General features: G+C 61.3%; 15 protein-coding genes and 1 riboswitch. Of the genes, 9 read left to right on the top strand and 6 right to left on the bottom strand.

Going from position 1 to position 16,018, the window contains the following annotated elements:
* The first annotated feature begins 156 nt into the window (after positions 1-156).
* The 3 genes from AB1E37_RS07810 to AB1E37_RS07820 are packed head-to-tail and all read left to right on the top strand — an operon-like array spanning position 157 to position 3,076.
* Positions 157-1,845, top strand: coding sequence for a sensor histidine kinase (locus AB1E37_RS07810; protein WP_002912760.1), 1,689 nt, complete (start codon positions 157-159; stop codon positions 1,843-1,845).
* Entirely contained in the window at positions 1,839-2,558 is a 720-nt protein-coding gene (gene btsR / locus AB1E37_RS07815) for a two-component system response regulator BtsR (RefSeq protein WP_004144215.1), read from the top strand. The genes AB1E37_RS07810 and btsR overlap by 7 nt, the downstream gene beginning before the upstream one ends.
* Before the next feature lie 47 nt (positions 2,559-2,605).
* Entirely contained in the window at positions 2,606-3,076 is a 471-nt protein-coding gene (locus AB1E37_RS07820) for a DUF1456 family protein (protein WP_002912756.1), read from the top strand.
* Between the two features lie 114 nt (positions 3,077-3,190).
* Here AB1E37_RS07820 and metG read toward each other — a convergent pair whose 3' ends face one another.
* Positions 3,191-5,224 (bottom strand): methionine--tRNA ligase, encoded by a 2,034-nt coding sequence (metG, locus tag AB1E37_RS07825; RefSeq protein WP_002912753.1) that lies wholly within the window; start codon positions 5,222-5,224, stop codon positions 3,191-3,193.
* A gap of 153 nt (positions 5,225-5,377) precedes the next feature.
* Here metG and apbC point away from each other — a divergent pair, with 153 nt between their 5' ends.
* Positions 5,378-6,487, top strand: coding sequence for an iron-sulfur cluster carrier protein ApbC (gene apbC, locus AB1E37_RS07830; protein ID WP_032411958.1), 1,110 nt, complete (start codon positions 5,378-5,380; stop codon positions 6,485-6,487).
* On the opposite strand, the gene AB1E37_RS07835 is transcribed toward apbC, so the two are convergent.
* Together AB1E37_RS07835 and AB1E37_RS07840 are read right to left on the bottom strand one after the other, a co-directional pair.
* The gene (locus tag AB1E37_RS07835; RefSeq protein WP_032447744.1) at positions 6,484-6,945 is read right to left on the bottom strand and encodes a GNAT family N-acetyltransferase; all 462 of its coding nucleotides are present in this window, start codon (positions 6,943-6,945) and stop codon (positions 6,484-6,486) included. The genes apbC and AB1E37_RS07835 overlap by 4 nt on opposite strands.
* Positions 6,920-7,237 (bottom strand): RcnB family protein, encoded by a 318-nt coding sequence (locus tag AB1E37_RS07840; protein WP_002912749.1) that lies wholly within the window; start codon positions 7,235-7,237, stop codon positions 6,920-6,922. The genes AB1E37_RS07835 and AB1E37_RS07840 overlap by 26 nt, the downstream gene beginning before the upstream one ends.
* 183 nt (positions 7,238-7,420) lie before the next feature.
* Here AB1E37_RS07840 and AB1E37_RS07845 point away from each other — a divergent pair, with 183 nt between their 5' ends.
* Positions 7,421-8,320 carry a LysR family transcriptional regulator gene (locus AB1E37_RS07845; RefSeq protein WP_004149074.1) on the top strand — a complete coding sequence of 300 codons (900 nt, stop codon included), beginning with the start codon at positions 7,421-7,423 and terminating at the stop codon, positions 8,318-8,320.
* Here AB1E37_RS07845 and AB1E37_RS07850 read toward each other — a convergent pair.
* Both AB1E37_RS07850 and AB1E37_RS07855 read right to left on the bottom strand, forming a co-directional pair.
* Positions 8,310-9,653: an NCS2 family permease gene (locus AB1E37_RS07850; protein WP_002912743.1), complete on the bottom strand. Its 1,344-nt coding sequence runs from the start codon at positions 9,651-9,653 to the stop codon at positions 8,310-8,312. The two genes, AB1E37_RS07845 and AB1E37_RS07850, sit on opposite strands and share 11 nt — an antisense overlap.
* A 2-nt stretch (positions 9,654-9,655) precedes the next feature.
* Positions 9,656-11,467 carry an adenine deaminase gene (locus tag AB1E37_RS07855; RefSeq protein ID WP_032447743.1) on the bottom strand — a complete coding sequence of 604 codons (1,812 nt, stop codon included), beginning with the start codon at positions 11,465-11,467 and terminating at the stop codon, positions 9,656-9,658.
* Between the two features lie 120 nt (positions 11,468-11,587).
* Here AB1E37_RS07855 and AB1E37_RS07860 point away from each other — a divergent pair, with 120 nt between their 5' ends.
* Positions 11,588-12,502: a LysR family transcriptional regulator gene (locus AB1E37_RS07860; RefSeq protein ID WP_004175111.1), complete on the top strand. Its 915-nt coding sequence runs from the start codon at positions 11,588-11,590 to the stop codon at positions 12,500-12,502.
* Here AB1E37_RS07860 and AB1E37_RS07865 read toward each other — a convergent pair.
* Positions 12,499-12,921, bottom strand: coding sequence for a universal stress protein (locus AB1E37_RS07865; RefSeq protein WP_004151130.1), 423 nt, complete (start codon positions 12,919-12,921; stop codon positions 12,499-12,501). The two genes, AB1E37_RS07860 and AB1E37_RS07865, sit on opposite strands and share 4 nt — an antisense overlap.
* A gap of 185 nt (positions 12,922-13,106) precedes the next feature.
* A riboswitch (TPP riboswitch) is annotated at positions 13,107-13,204 on the top strand.
* Between the two features lie 34 nt (positions 13,205-13,238).
* On the opposite strand from AB1E37_RS07865, the gene thiM reads away from it, so the two are divergent.
* The 3 genes from thiM to fbaB all read left to right on the top strand — a co-directional run bounded on the left by thiM (position 13,239) and on the right by fbaB (position 16,009).
* Positions 13,239-14,012, top strand: coding sequence for a hydroxyethylthiazole kinase (gene thiM / locus AB1E37_RS07870; RefSeq protein ID WP_004175113.1), 774 nt, complete (start codon positions 13,239-13,241; stop codon positions 14,010-14,012).
* Positions 14,009-14,809 carry a bifunctional hydroxymethylpyrimidine kinase/phosphomethylpyrimidine kinase gene (thiD, locus tag AB1E37_RS07875; RefSeq protein WP_002912707.1) on the top strand — a complete coding sequence of 267 codons (801 nt, stop codon included), beginning with the start codon at positions 14,009-14,011 and terminating at the stop codon, positions 14,807-14,809. The genes thiM and thiD overlap by 4 nt, the downstream gene beginning before the upstream one ends.
* Before the next feature lie 147 nt (positions 14,810-14,956).
* Positions 14,957-16,009, top strand: a complete 1,053-nt coding sequence (fbaB, locus tag AB1E37_RS07880) for a class I fructose-bisphosphate aldolase (protein WP_002912704.1) — start codon at positions 14,957-14,959, stop codon at positions 16,007-16,009.
* Positions 16,010-16,018: the final 9 nt, after the last annotated feature.

A 16,018-nucleotide genomic window follows, 5' to 3' on the forward strand; every position in this document is an offset into this window, starting at 1 on the left:
GCGCGCCGCGCCGGGCTTTTTGCCGCGTTTGCTGCGCAACGCGCCGCAAAAAAGAGTGATCCTGGCCGTAATTTTTCATTTTTATGCAGGGCTTCAAAGAAAGTTTTCGCCAGGCAGGGTATGGTACGCGCTTTCAGGCATGTGTGGTTTGCGGGTATGTACGAGTTTGATCTGGTGTTGCTGCTGCTTCAGCAGATGTGCGTATTTTTGGTCATCGCGTGGTTGATGAGCAAAACCCGACTGTTTATCCCCCTGATGCAAGTCACCGTTCGCCTGCCGCACAAGCTGCTGTGCTACGTCACCTTCTCCATTTTCTGCATTATGGGGACCTATTTCGGTCTGCATATCGAAGACTCCATCGCCAACACCCGCGCCATCGGCGCCGTGATGGGCGGCCTGCTCGGCGGGCCGGTGGTCGGCGGGCTGGTAGGGCTCACCGGCGGCCTGCACCGCTACTCGCTGGGGGGAATGACCGCCTTAAGCTGCATGGTCTCCACCATCGTTGAGGGGCTGCTGGGCGGTCTGGTGCACAGCGTGCTGGTCAAACGCGGCCGGCCGGACAAAGTCTTTAGCCCGCTGACCGCCGGGGCGATCACCTTCGTGGCCGAGCTGGTGCAGATGATGATCATTCTGCTGATTGCCCGCCCGTTCCAGGACGCCCTGCATCTGGTGCAGAGCATTGCCGCGCCGATGATGGTCACCAATACCGTCGGAGCGGCGCTGTTTATGCGCATTCTGCTGGATAAACGGGCGATGTTTGAGAAGTACACCTCCGCCTTTTCCGCCACGGCGCTGAAGGTGGCGGCGTCCACCGAGGGGATCCTGCGTCAGGGATTCAACGAAGAGAATAGCATGAAGGTGGCCCAGGTGCTGATCCAGGAGCTGGACATCGGCGCGGTGGCGATCACCGATCGCGACAAGCTGCTGGCGTTTACCGGCATCGGCGACGACCACCATCTGCCGGGCAAGCCTATTTCCTCCTCGTATACGCAACGGGCGATTGAGACCGGGGAGGTGGTCTACGCCGACGGCAACGAGGTGCCTTACCGCTGCTCGATTCATCCGCACTGTAAGCTGGGGTCGACGCTGGTGATCCCCCTGCGCGGCGAGAACCAACGGGTGATAGGCACCATTAAACTGTATGAGGCGAAAAATCGCCTGTTCAGTTCGATCAACCGCACCCTCGGGGAGGGGATTGCCCAGCTGCTGTCGGCGCAGATCCTCGCCGGACAGTACGAGCGGCAGAAGGCGCTGCTGACGCAATCCGAAATCAAGCTCCTGCACGCCCAGGTCAACCCGCACTTCCTGTTTAACGCGCTTAACACGCTGAAGGCGGTGATCCGCCGCGACAGCGATCAGGCCGGCCAGCTGGTGCAGTATCTATCGACCTTCTTTCGCAAGAACCTGAAACGGCCGACGGAAATTGTCACTCTTGCCGATGAGATCGAGCATGTTAACGCCTATCTGCAGATTGAGAAGGCTCGCTTTCAGGCTAACCTGCAGATCCAGATGGCGGTGCCGGAAGGGCTGGCGCATCACCAGCTGCCGGCCTTTACCCTGCAGCCGATCGTGGAGAACGCCATTAAGCATGGTACATCGCAACATCTTGGCGTCGGCGAAATTACCATCCGCGCCAGCCAGGACGATCGCTGGCTGCAGCTGGATATCGAAGATAACGCCGGGCTGTACCGGGCCAACCCCCAGGCCAGCGGGCTGGGGATGAATCTGGTGGACAGGCGGCTGCGGGCGCGTTTTGGCGCCGACTGCGGCATCAGCGTCACCTGCGAGCCGGAGCGCTTTACCCGTGTCACCCTACGTCTGCCCCTGGAGGAGAATGCATGCTGAGAGTATTGATCGTCGATGATGAGCCGCTGGCGCGGGAAAACCTGCGCATTTTGCTGGAGACACAGCGCGATATCGAGATCGTCGGCGAGTGCGGCAACGCGGTGGAGGCCATTGGCGCGGTGCATAAGCTGCGTCCCGACGTGCTGTTTCTCGACATCCAGATGCCGCGCATCAGCGGTCTGGAGATGGTCGGGATGCTCGACCCGGAGCACCGCCCCTATATCGTGTTTCTCACCGCCTTTGATGAATACGCGGTGAAAGCCTTTGAGGAGCATGCCTTTGACTATCTGCTGAAGCCGATTGAAGCTGCCCGGCTGGAGAAAACCCTCGCCCGCCTGCGCCAGGAGCGTAATCTGCAGGATGTGTCGCTGCTGGATGATGCTCAGCAGACGCTGAAATACATTCCCTGTACCGGCCACAGTCGTATCTGGCTGCTGCAGATGGAGGATGTGGCCTTCGTCAGCAGCCGGATGAGCGGCATCTACGTGACCGACCGCGAGGGAAAAGAGGGCTTTACCGAACTGACCCTGCGCACCCTTGAGAGCCGCACGCCGTTGCTGCGCTGCCATCGCCAGTATCTGGTGAATATGGCGCACCTGAAGGAGATTCGCCTGGAGGAGAATGGTCAGGCGGAGCTGCTGATGCGCGCCGGGCAAACGGTGCCGGTGAGCCGACGCTATTTAAAAAGCCTGAAAGAGGCGATTGGCCTGTAAAGCTGGTACACTGCGCCCCATTGCATCATCGACAGTAAAAGGCCCTCATGCTCAGTAATGATATTCTTCGTAGCCTGCGCTACACCCTGAAAGTCAATAATAACGATATGGTGCGCATTCTCGCGCTCTCCGCTATGGAATCCACCGCCGCCAGCTTCGACACCTGGACGACGAAAGAGGATGAAGAGGGCTTTGTTCGCTGCCCGGACATTATCCTGTCGGGTTTCCTGAACGGCCTTATCTATGACAAGCGCGGCAAAGATGATTCGGCCCCGGAGCTGGCGCTGGAGCGTCGGGTGAATAACAACACGGTGCTGAAAAAGCTGCGGATCGCCTTCTCGCTGAAAACGGACGATATCCAGGCGATTATGAGCGAGCAGAAATACCGGGTGTCGGTGCCGGAGATCACCGCCATGATGCGCTCGCCTGACCACAAAAACTACCGCGAGTGCGGCGACCAGTTTCTGCGCAATTTCCTGCGCGGACTGACCCAGCGGGTGCATAACCCGAAGGCATGATTTTTTGCCGGGTGGCGGCTTCGCCTGACCCGGCCTACAACGACTGCCCCCGGGCGCGTGCTAGCATAGCGCCGCCGGGCAAAAAAAAGCCGGAGATACTCTCCGGCTTTTTTGTTATTTCACCTGCTGACCCGGCTTGGCGCCGTCGTCAGGGCTTAACAGGAAGATATCCTTCCCGCCAGGGCCGGCGGCCATCACCATGCCCTCGGAGATGCCGAAGCGCATTTTGCGCGGCGCCAGGTTGGCGACCATCACCGTCAGGCGGCCAATCAGCGGCTGCGGATCCGGGTAAGCGGAGCGGATGCCGGAGAAGACATTGCGTTTTTCGCCGCCGAGATCCAGCGTCAGGCGCAGCAGCTTGTCGGAGCCCTCGACGAATTCCGCGTTTTCAATCAGCGCCACGCGCAGATCGACTTTGGCGAAATCGTCAAAGGTGATGGTCTCCTGAATCGGATCGTCCGCCAGCGGACCGGTGACCGGCGCCGCGGTGGCTTTCACCTCTTCTTTAGAGGCTTCCACCAGGGCTTCCACCTGTTTCATCTCGATGCGGTTGTACAGCGCCTTGAACGGATTCACCTTATGCGCCAGCAGCGGCTGCTGAATGGCGTCCCAGCTCAGTTCGCTGTTGAGGAACGCTTCCGCACGCGCGGCCAGCTGCGGCAGGACCGGCTTCAGCCAGGTCATCAGCACGCGGAACATATTCAGGCCCATGGTGCAGATGGCCTGCAGGTCGGCGTCGCGGCCTTCCTGTTTCGCCACCACCCACGGCGCCTGCTCGTCGACATAGCGGTTAGCCACGTCGGCGAGGGCCATGATTTCGCGGATGGCTTTACCGAACTCGCGGCTGTCCCATGCTTCGCCGATGCTTTCCGCCGCGTCGGTGAAGGTTTTATACAGCGCCGGGTCGGCCAGCTCCGCGGCCAGCACGCCGTCGAAACGCTTGCTGATAAAGCCGGCGTTGCGCGAGGCGAGGTTAACCACCTTGTTGACGATGTCGGCGTTCACGCGCTGCACGAAATCTTCCAGGTTCAGGTCGATGTCATCGATGCGTGAAGAGAGCTTGGCGGTGTAGTAGTAGCGCAGGCTGTCGGCATCGAAATGATTTAACCAGGTGCTGGCCTTGATAAAGGTGCCGCGCGACTTGGACATCTTGGCGCCGTTAACCGTCACGTAGCCGTGTACGAACAGGTTAGTCGGCTTACGGAAGTTGCTGCCTTCCAGCATCGCCGGCCAGAACAGGCTGTGGAAGTAGACAATGTCTTTGCCGATAAAGTGATACAGCTCGGCCGTGGAGTCTTTCTTCCAGTATTCGTCGAAGCTGGTGGTGTCGCCGCGCTTGTCGCACAGGTTCTTGAAGGAGCCCATGTAGCCGATCGGCGCGTCCAGCCAGACGTAGAAATATTTGCCCGGCGCGTTGGGAATTTCGAAGCCGAAGTACGGCGCATCGCGGGAGATGTCCCACTGCTGCAGGCCGGATTCGAACCACTCCTGCATCTTGTTCGCGACCTGCTCCTGCAGGGCGCCGCTGCGGGTCCACGCCTGCAGCATTTCGCTGAACGACGGCAGGTCGAAGAAAAAGTGCTCGGAGTCACGCATCACCGGCGTGGCGCCGGAAACCACCGATTTCGGGTCGATAAGTTCGGTGGGGCTGTAGGTCGCGCCGCACACTTCGCAGTTATCGCCATACTGGTCCGGAGATTTGCACTTCGGACAGGTGCCTTTCACAAAACGGTCCGGCAGGAACATGCCTTTTTCCGGATCGTAGAGCTGAGAGATGGTGCGGTTTTTAATAAAACCGTTCTCTTTCAGGCGGGTGTAGATAAGCTCCGACAGCTCGCGGTTCTCGTCGCTGTGCGTCGAGTGATAGTTATCATAGCTGATGTCGAAGCCGGCGAAATCGGTCTGATGCTCCTGACTCATTTCGCCAATCATCTGCTCCGGTGTGATACCGAGCTGCTGCGCTTTGAGCATGATCGGCGTGCCGTGGGCGTCGTCGGCGCAGATGAAGTTGACCTCGTGGCCGCGCATTCGCTGGTAACGGACCCAGACATCAGCCTGGATGTGCTCCAGCATGTGGCCGAGGTGGATGGAGCCGTTGGCGTACGGTAGGGCGCACGTTACCAGAATTTTCTTCGCGACTTGAGTCATAGTGAGCATTACATCTTCTGTTGTAAAAAGGGCTTCTGATATTACCAAAAGGGCTGTGGGTGCGCCATAAATGGCTGCCCATATATGGATAATCGTTACCTGTGATAAACTCTGTGATTACTGAAAGCATCTCAAAACAACAAAGGAGTCGGGATGAATTCGCAATCCCAGGCCAAATCCCCTGAGCGCCTACGTGCGATGGTCGCCGGGACGCTGGCCAATTTCCAGCACCCAACCCTGAAGCATAATCTCACCGCCCTTAAGGCGCTGCACCATGTCGCCTGGCTGGACGATACCGTCCATATTGAACTGCAAATGCCGTTCGTCTGGAGCAGCGCCTTCGAAGCGCTGAAAGAGCAGTGCAGCGCCGAACTGCTGCGCATCACCGGCGCGAAGGCCATCGACTGGAAGCTGACCCACAGCATCGCAACCCTCAAGCGGGTGAAAAACCAGCCCGGGGTCAACGGCGTGAAAAACATTATCGCCATCAGCTCCGGCAAAGGCGGCGTCGGTAAATCTTCTACTGCCGTAAACCTGGCGCTGGCCCTGGCGGCGGAAGGGGCGAAGGTGGGCATTCTGGATGCCGATATCTATGGTCCGTCGATTCCGACCATGCTGGGTGCGGAAGACAGCCGCCCGACCTCGCCGGACGGCACTCATATGGCGCCGATCATGAAATATGGTCTGGCAACCAACTCCATCGGTTACCTGGTGACCGACGACAACGCCATGGTCTGGCGTGGGCCGATGGCCAGCAAGGCGCTGATGCAGATGCTGCAGGAGACGCTGTGGCCGGACCTCGACTACCTGGTGCTGGATATGCCGCCGGGCACCGGCGACATCCAGCTGACCCTGGCGCAGAACATCCCGGTGACCGGCGCGGTGGTGGTCACCACGCCGCAGGACATCGCGCTGATCGACGCCAAAAAAGGCATCGTGATGTTCGAGAAAGTGGAAGTGCCGGTGCTGGGGATCGTGGAAAACATGAGCATGCATATCTGCAGCAACTGCGGGCACCACGAGCCTATCTTCGGCACCGGCGGCGCGCAAAAACTGGCCGAGAAATACCACACCCAGCTGCTGGGCCAGCTGCCGCTGCATATTACGCTGCGGGAAGATCTGGATAACGGCACGCCGACGGTGGTGGCGCGTTCGGACAGCGAATTTACCGACATCTACCGCCAGCTGGCGGGCCGGGTGGCGGCCCAGATGTACTGGCAGGGAGAAGTGATCCCGGGTGAGATTGCCTTCCGCGCCGTTTAAGGCCGCGGCGAGCGCATTAGCCAGTATCTGCCCTCGGGCGACGCGCCCTGTGCTTCGATGGTCCAGCCATGACGCTGGTAGAAGCGCAGGGCGTTTTTATTTTCCATCAGGCACTTCAGCGTTCCGCTGGCGGTAAAGGTCCGTTCGACCTGCGCCAGCAGCGCGCTGCCGATATGTTTGCCCTGCCAGTCGGGGTCGACAAACAGATGGTGAAGGAAATTATAGGCGGTCCATACGGCGGCAAAGCCCACCGGCTGGCCGTCACATTCCGCGACCCACAGCTGTTCATCCGCGGTGGCGGCATCGAAATCCTCCAGCCGCCACGCCGCGGCGGGAAGCCAGGTCCACGATAAACTGCGCGCCCGCAGGAAGATCTGGCGCAGCGCCGGAGAGTCCGCTGGCTCGCCGGGGCGGACGTGGAGATTGCGCGGATCAGCGATGATAGAAGATCTCGCCATCGTACACTTTGAGGATTTTGCCTTCGGTATCGGTGATCAGCACGTAGTTACCGCCCATATAGGTCCAGTGGCTGCCGGCGTCCGGCGCAGGCAGGTTACGCTGCTGCCACTGTTTAATGTTGTATTCCGGGGTGAGATACATCGCCGGAACGGTGTCGCCGATGTGAAACTGGGTGAAATCGGCGGTGAACTCTTTCAGCGCATACTGATCGATCCCCGCGGCAGTAGCCGTCCAGCTGGCGCCAGCGGTGGCAAGAAGTACGCCCAGAAGCATCATTTTTGTTTTACGCATAGTTTCCTCAATATTACCTGGACTCAAAATAGCAGCCTCGTATCATTCCTGATGCGTTGCTGAAATGGCAAGCACTGGATTTTTAAAAAGTGTAAGCAAAACGCGGCGCAAGTCTTGTGCCGCTTGCGTTGCAGCGACGGTGATGCGTATTTTGGGAGCAATCTGAAGCAGGGGAGAATCGGCATGTTCAGGCTGGAAGATCTGACCTTATTTGTCCGCGCCGCGGCGCTGGGCAGTTTTAGCGACGCGGCGCGCGAGGCCGGGCAGCAGCCGGCGCAGGTCAGCGCGGCGATTAAGCGTCTGGAGACGATCCTCAATATTCGCCTGTTTGCCCGTTCGACCCGCAGCCTGCGCCTGACGCCGGAGGGGGAGACCTGGCTGCCCTACGCCACCCAGATGCTCGATACTCTCGAGGCCGGTCTGCAGAAGATCCAAACCCCGGACGATGAAGTTCGCGGCATGTTGCAAATTGCCGTGCCGTCGGACCTCGGGCGTAATCTGCTCCTGACCCTGTTCCGCGATTTCCGCCAACGCCACCCGGCGCTGCGCCTGCGGCTGCTCTTTTCCGATCAGCTGACCGACGTGTTTAAAGATCCGGTGGACGTTGCGTTTCGCTATGGCAATAACGACGATGCCTCGTTTATCTCGCTGCCGGTGGCGCCGGAAAATCGTCGGGTGCTGGTGGCCTCGCCTGAGTGGATCGCCCGCCATGGCGAACCGCAGACCCTCGAGGAACTCAGCCAGCACAATGCGTTGATCTACATTTTGCGCGGCCGTCCGTTCGACCGCTGGTCGCTGAGCCTCGACGGCGTGGTTCAGCAGCAGAAGGTTTCCGGCACGGTGATGAGCGACGACGCCGAGGTGATCCGTCGGCTGGCGATCGCCGGGGAGGGCATTGCCTATAAATCGATGCTCGACGTCAGCGACGATCTGCGGGCGGGGCGCCTGCGGCGCCTGCTGCCGCGTTATCAGGGGGATGTAGTGCCGTTGAATCTGATTTGTCCGCACCGCAAACAACTCTCTGCCGCGGTGCGTTTGTTATATGAAGAGGTGAAATCACATTGTGAAGGGCTTAATGCCTGACTAAGGTCGCGAAGTAATACACCAGCGGGACGGCCAATACCCACAGGCCAATCGGGATCTCCCGCCACTTACCGGCGATAGCCTTGATCACAATGTAAAACAGCAGCCCGCCGGCAATCCCGGTGCCAAAGCTGTTGGCGATAAGGGTGATCATCACCATCATCAGCACCGGCAGCCCGTCGGTGAAGTTGGCAAGATCCACTTTGCGCAGGCCGCTGAACATGTTCAGGCCAATCAGGATCAGCGCCGGGGCGGTGGCTTCTTTCGGGATCATCAACGCCACCGGCGTGAACAGCAGCATCAGCAGGAACATTACCGCCGCCGACAGGGCGGTGAGGCCGGTTTTGCCGCCCGCTTCCGCTGCCGCCGAAGATTCAATCAGCGCCGTAGCCGCCGGAATGCCCACCCACGGGCCGAGCGCGGCGGCAATCGAATCGACCATGAACGGGCGATTAATCTGCGGCATGTTGCCTTCTTCATCCAGCAGACCCGCCTCGCCGCCCACCGCCAGCGTTGTCCCCATGGTGGAGAAAAACTCAGATGCGAAAAAGACGAACAGGAACGGCAGGAAGGCGATGTTTAGCGCCCCCAGCAGGTCAACCTGTCCCAGCACCGGCGCCAGCGAGTGGGGGGCATCGATAAAATGCGTCGGCAGTTTAGTCACGCCGAACGGGATACCCACCAGGGTAGCGCACAGAATGGCCCACAAAATGGCGCCCGGAACCTTACGCGCCTGCAGGGCTATCGCCAGGAACAGGCCGCACAGCGCCACCAGCGCGCCGGGGGCGAGAAAGTCGCCGAGCATCAGGGCGTTGGTTTTCGCATTGGCCAGCACCAGCCCGGCATTGCGAAAACCGAGGACGGCGACAAACAGGCCGATGGAGGCCGTCAATCCCAGCTTGATCGACTGCGGCACCGAGCGGGTGACCACTTCGCGCAGGCCAAAGCGGGTCAGCAGGAAGAAGAGGATCCCCGACCAGCAGGCAATTCCGAGGCCAGTCTGCCAGCCAATCCCTTCGCTACCGGCCAGCGTCACCCCCACCAGCACCGAGCCGCCAATGCCCGGGCCGACGATAAACGGCAGGTTGGCATAAAACGCCATCAGCAGCGAGCCGACGACGAAGACCAGAATGGTGCCGGTGGTGGCGGCGCCTTTATCCATCCCGCCGATCGCCAGCAGCCCCGGGATGACCACCAGTAAATAGGCGGCGGCGAGGAAACCGGTGATCCCGGCCAGGCATTCGGTGCGTAGCGTGCCGCCGCGCGAGCGCAGCGCAAAGCGGCGCTCCAGCCAGTTAGCGCGGGCGGAAGAGTGAAGTGTGTTATCGGCCATGCTCAGGCTCCCTGAGGATTATTGTTGTGATCGGTTGGCTCCGGGATCTCCCGGCAGGCTATCAACGGGTCGACTATCTGGCGGCTGCCGCCGTCGGTCAGACCCAAATCGGTTAAATGCGGCCCGGCGTTACAGGCAAGGCAGGTGCCTTCAATGGCCTTGAACACCCGGTACGGCGGCTCCCAGTCGGCGACTTGGCTGCTCAGATCGCGCAGCTCGCGGAACTGACGCGCCAGTTCCGCGGCCGGGAGATCCGACAGCATGCCGGCAATCGGCATCGCCACATGGGCGAGGATCTCGCCCTGTTGCGCCAGCGCCATCCCGCCGCCAGAGGCGATAAGCTGGTTGGCCGCCAGCGCCATATCATTAGCGTCGCGCCCGAGCACCACCAGATTATGCGAGTCGTGGGAGTAGCTGGTGGCGATGGCGCCGCGCAGCTCACCCCAGCCTTCAAGCAGGGCGATTTGCGGCGTCGCCTGATGGCGGCCGTGGCGGTGCTTGACCCAGATCAGACTGAAGCCGGCGGGCAGCTGGACTATCCCGTCACGAACCTGCACTTCCACTTCGCCCCACTGGGTGAAGCGCGCGCCGCGGATATGGCGCAGGCGGGCGATGCCGTGACGAATGCCCTGGACGCGCAGAATAAAGTCATCGGCGCGGAGGGGGGCGATCTGCAAAGTATCGCGCGGCGGCGTGACGCCCGCGGCGGGCGCGATCGGTGTCAGCAGGTTGCCCGCGCGGGCCAGCAGCTTACCGCCTATGTAGACTTCGCGGGCCACCAGTTTCTCCAGGGAATCAAACACCACCAGATCGGCGCGCCGCCCGGCGGCAATCAGCCCGAGATCGTGGCGCTGCAGGCGAATAGCGGCGTTGAGGGTGGCGAATCGCAGCGCATCGACCGCCGGTAAACCGTGCTCGATCAGCAGGTTAAGCAGGGCGATGATGCCGCCTTTCTCCAGCAGCATATCCGGCTGCACGTCATCGGTGCAGACGGTGATCTGCGAGGAGAGGTGCGGCAGCGTTTTTAACGCCGCGACGATATCTGGCAGCAGATAGGGGTGCGAGCCGCGGATCTCGATCGTCAGCCCGGCGCGCAGTTTTTCCAGCGCGTCGTCCGCCGAGGTAAGTTCGTGATCGGAGGTGACGCCGGCGGCGAGGTAGGCCTGCAGGTCAGCGCCGCTCAGGCCGCGGGCGTGGCCTTCAATCAGTTTGCCGCTGTTGAGACCGGCCTGGACAATCTCCTGCATCCGCTCGCTACCGTGCAGCACGCCGTGCATATCCATCACCTCCGCCACGCCGCGCACTTCCGGCCAGCCGAGCATGGTCTCCATCTCCGCGCCGGCAAAATCGGCGCCGGACATTTCGAGACCCGGCGTGGAGGGAACGCTGGACGGCGCGGCGACCATCACCTGCAGCGGCAGATGGCGGCTGGCGTCCACCGCATAGCGCACGCCAGCGACGCCGAGGACGTTGGCCAGCTCATGCGGATCCCAGAACACCGCGGTGGTGCCCTGGGTGAGGACGATTTCCGCATAGCGCTCCGGTGGCAGGTGCGAGCTTTCGAGGTGCACGTGGGTGTCCATCAGGCCGGGGGACAGGTAGCCACCGGCCAGGGAACGCACTTCATGGGCGTCTTCGCGACTGCCGCGCGGATGGACGCTGGCGATCATCTCGCCGACGATACCGACGTCAGCGGGGCGAATTTCGCCCGTGGCCATATCGACGATCTGCGCATCGATCAGCAGCAGATCAAACGGGGATTCACCGCGCGCGGCCTGCACGGCGCGACGGCGGACTTGAGCATTGCTGGACATAACCACTCCGGCACAAGGATAATGCGGATACTCTAGGGGCACAGCAAACGTTTGCCCAGATGAATAAATTTATCACCCGATAAGCTCGGGTTATTGTGCAGGACCACCGTAGCGAACCCGATGATGAACGAACCCTGGCAGCGGCTGCCCGCGCTCTCTCTTAAACAGCTTCAGTATTTCGTCACCCTGGCCCAGCTGCGCCATTTTACCGATACCGCCAGTCGGCTGGCGATTAGCCAGCCGGCGCTGAGCAGCGCCCTGCGGCAGATTGAAACGGTACTCGGCGGTAAGCTGGTCAACCGTACCGCTGCGACGGTCACTCTGACTGAACTGGGGGCGGCGATTTTACCCCACGCCCAGCGGATCCTCAGCGTGGCGCAGGCGGCCTTTTCCGATATGCAGCAGATTGTCGAGGCGGGCGGCGACGGGACGGTGCGTATCGGTCTGGTGCCGTCGGTCAGTTCGCTGCTGTTTCCGCTACTGCCGCAGACCCTGGCTGAGGCCTTTCCGCGTCTGCGCATTGAATTTCACGATCAGACCAACGATGCGCTTATCCAGGCGCTGCAGCGCGGCGAGATTGATTTCGGCATCGGGGCGATCGACAGCTCACTGCCCGCAGAACTGCTGGTCTATCCGCTGCGCGAAGATCCCTTCGTGGCGGTGCTGCACCGCGACGATCCGCTGGCCGCGCAGGCGCATCTGCCGTGGAAACAGCTGGTGGGGCGGGATATTGCTGTGTTCTCGAAGGGCAATATCCAGCGGCTGGTGGCGGCATTAGTGGAGAGCCATCGCCTGACGCTGACCACCCGCTACCAGGTGGACTATATCGAAACCCTGTATGGTCTGGTGCGCTCGCGCTTAGCGGTGGCGATTCTGCCGGCGCTGTACACCACCCATCTGCAGGACCCGGCGCTCAGGGTCGCCCACCTGCAGCAGCCGGCGCTCGCCCGCACAGTGGCCCTGATGCGCGGCCCGCAGGCGCTGCCCCCGCTTATTGAAGACTGTTTTTCCCTGCTGCAGGCCGCCTTGCGCTAGGGCAGGTGCTTGATCAGTACGTCCAGGTTTAAGTGGTTGATGTACTCCAGCGAGTGTGAGGAGAGGACGCCCAGCAGCCGGTTATGGTGCCCGGCAATAATTAAATCGATCTGCCGCTGCCGAACGCAGGTTTCCACGTCTTCAAACCGGCGGGTGGTCACCAGCGAGAGGGTATCCACCGGCAGGGAGACGGTGCAGGCCAGCTCGTTGAGCAGGGCTTTGGCCTGGATCACCTCCTGCGAGACCCGATCGTCGCGCAGGCTGTCGGAAACATAGTTCAGCGCCCGGTAATCGGTGCTGATGTGGGCGATGGTGATGCGCATGCCGTTCTCTTCTGCCATTCTGGCGGCATGCTGGAGCAGCGGGACGCCGTCCTGACTGCTGTTAATCAGTACCAGCGCATGGTGATAAACGGCCATGGCGTATATCCTCGGTAGGCTAAATAGCGCATGATGTCATTATTTTCTGCCCGCCAGCAGCGGAATGCAATCCCGTCCGGTTGCCTGATGAGCATGATGGCCGCGAAGGTGTCGTATCCAGGGCTAAAGGCTTGTTGTATGAACCGGTGAGTTGCGGTAAATTCCACAACGCTTAACAATTTCACTATTTTGACTCGGGGTGCCCTTCTTCGTTGAAGGCTGAGAAATACCCGTACCACCTGATCTGGATAATGCCAGCGTAGGGAAGTCAGAGACCGCAGGGTCATTGCTTCTACCTCGTCTGGCGGGAGCAAACTATGCCTGAGCTGTTGAATCCCGCGCCTGTCGCGCACCTGCGCCATCTGCTGCGCGCCCATTCCCCCCTTGTGCACTGCATGACTAATGACGTGGTGCAGACCTTTACCGCCAACGTTCTGCTGGCCGTCGGCGCCTCGCCGGCGATGGTGATCGATCCCCGCGAAGCGGCGCAGTTTGCCGCTATCGCCGATGCGCTGTTAATTAACGTCGGTACCCTGACCGAAGATCGCGCCGTGGCGATGCGCGCCGCGGTGGAGCACGCCCGTCAGGCCGGCAAGCCCTGGACGCTGGATCCGGTGGCGGTCGGCGCCCTGACCGTGCGCACGGCCTTTTGTCACGAGCTGCTGGCCTTCCAGCCGGCGGCCATTCGCGGCAATGCCTCTGAAATTCTGGCGCTGGCCGGGATGAGCGCCGGCGGGCGCGGGGTGGATACCACCGATACGGCCGCCGCGGCGCTGCCGGCGGCCCAGGCGCTGGCTCGTCGGCTGGCTACCGTGGTGGCGGTCACTGGCGAGGTGGATTACGTCACCGACGGCGAGCGGGTGCTCAGCGTGGCGGGGGGCAATCCGCTGATGACCCGGGTGGTGGGCACCGGCTGCGCGCTGTCGGCGGTGGTGGCGGCGAGCGCGGCGCTGCCGGGAGACCGGCTGGAAAACGTGGCCGCCGCCTGCGGGCTGATGAAGCAGGCCGGGGAGATCGCCGCCCGTCAGGGAGGCCCAGGCAGCTTTATTCCGGCGTTTCTCGACGCGCTGTATCAGGAGGTGCAGGGATGAAACGCATCAACGCCCTGACCATCGCCGGCACCGATCCCAGCGGCGGGGCCGGTATCCAGGCCGATCTGAAAACCTTCTCCGCGCTGGGGGCCTATGGCTGCTCGGCGATCACCGCCCTGGTGGCGCAGAATACCCGCGGCGTACAGTCGGTCTATCGCATCGAACCGGATTTTGTGGCCGCGCAGCTCGACTCGGTGTTCAGCGATGTGCGTATCGATACCACCAAAATCGGCATGCTGGCGGAGACCGATATTGTGGAAGCCGTGGCCGAGCGGCTGGCGCGCTACCGGGTGGCCAACGTGGTGCTGGATACGGTCATGCTGGCGAAAAGCGGCGATCCGCTGCTGTCGGCTTCGGCGGTGGAGACCCTGCGTCAACGATTGTTGCCGCAGGTGTCATTGATCACCCCGAACCTGCCGGAAGCGGCCGCGCTACTCGATGCCCCCCATGCGCGTAACGAACGGGAAATGCTGGAGCAGGGGCGGGCGCTGCTGGCGCTGGGCTGCGGCGCGGTATTGATGAAGGGCGGCCATCTCGACGATGCCGAAAGCCCGGACTGGCTCTTCACCCGCGAAGGGGAACAGCGGTTCACCGCGCCGCGAGTGCAGACCAAAAATACCCACGGCACCGGCTGTACGCTCTCCGCCGCGCTGGCGGCGCTGCGCCCGCGTCACGCGGACTGGGCGGCCACCGTTATCGAGGCGAAGGCCTGGCTGTCGGCGGCTCTGGCGCAGGCCGACTCTCTGGAGGTGGGCCACGGTATCGGGCCGGTGCACCATTTCCACGCCTGGTGGTAAATGGCAGCGCAACGGGACAGCAGAATCTCCTGAAAAAATGGCCCCCCGGCTGGAAAATAGCCTAAGTCGGTACCAGGCTTAACCTGCCCAAAAAAATTGGGTTGGGATAATGCACGCCGGCTTCGGCCGGCCTTACGGGAGATTGCTATGACTGATATTACGCAGTTGCTGGGCAAAGATGCCGAGAGCCTGTTGCAGCACCGTTGTATAACCATTCCGTCCGACCAGCTGTATCTGCCTGGCGCAGATTATGTTGATCGGGTGATGGTGGATAACAACCGACCACCGGCGGTGCTACGCAATATGCAGACCCTGTACAATACCGGACGCCTGGGGGGAACCGGCTACCTTTCCATTCTGCCGGTTGACCAGGGCGTGGAGCACTCGGCGGGCGCCTCCTTTGCCGCCAACCCGCTGTACTTTGATCCGAAAAATATCGTCGAGCTGGCGATCGAAGCCGGCTGTAACTGCGTGGCGTCGACCTACGGCGTGCTGGCCTCGGTGTCGCGCCGCTACGCGCATCGCATCCCTTTCCTGGTGAAGCTCAACCATAACGAAACGCTGAGCTACCCCACCGAATACGACCAGACCCTCTACGCCAGCGTTGAGCAGGCGTTCAATATGGGGGCGGTGGCCGTGGGAGCGACGATCTATTTCGGCTCAGAACAATCGCGTCGTCAGATAGAAGAGATTTCCGCCGCCTTTGAGCGGGCCCATGAGCTGGGCCTGGTCACCGTGCTGTGGGCCTATCTGCGCAATTCGGCGTTCAAGAAAGACGGCGTCGACTATCATGTTTCCGCTGACCTGACCGGTCAGGCCAACCACCTGGCGGCTACCATCGGCGCCGATATCGTTAAGCAAAAGATGGCGGAGAATAACGGCGGCTACAAAGCGGTTAACTTCGGCTATACCGACGATCGGGTGTACAGCAAACTGACCAGCGATAACCCCATCGATCTGGTGCGCTACCAGCTGGCCAACTGCTATATGGGCCGCGCCGGGCTGATCAACTCCGGCGGCGCGGCGGGCGGGGAGACCGACCTTGCCGACGCGGTGCGCACGGCGGTGATCAATAAACGCGCCGGCGGCATGGGGCTGATCCTGGGCCGCAAAGCGTTTAAGAAATCGATGGCCGACGGCGTGAAGCTGATCAATGCCGTGCAGGATGTTTATCTGGATGGCAAAGTGACTATCGCATAAGGCAAAAAT

This window comes from Klebsiella sp. Shm-1 (assembly GCF_040804525.1).
Lineage (GTDB): Bacteria > Pseudomonadota > Gammaproteobacteria > Enterobacterales > Enterobacteriaceae > Klebsiella > Klebsiella pneumoniae.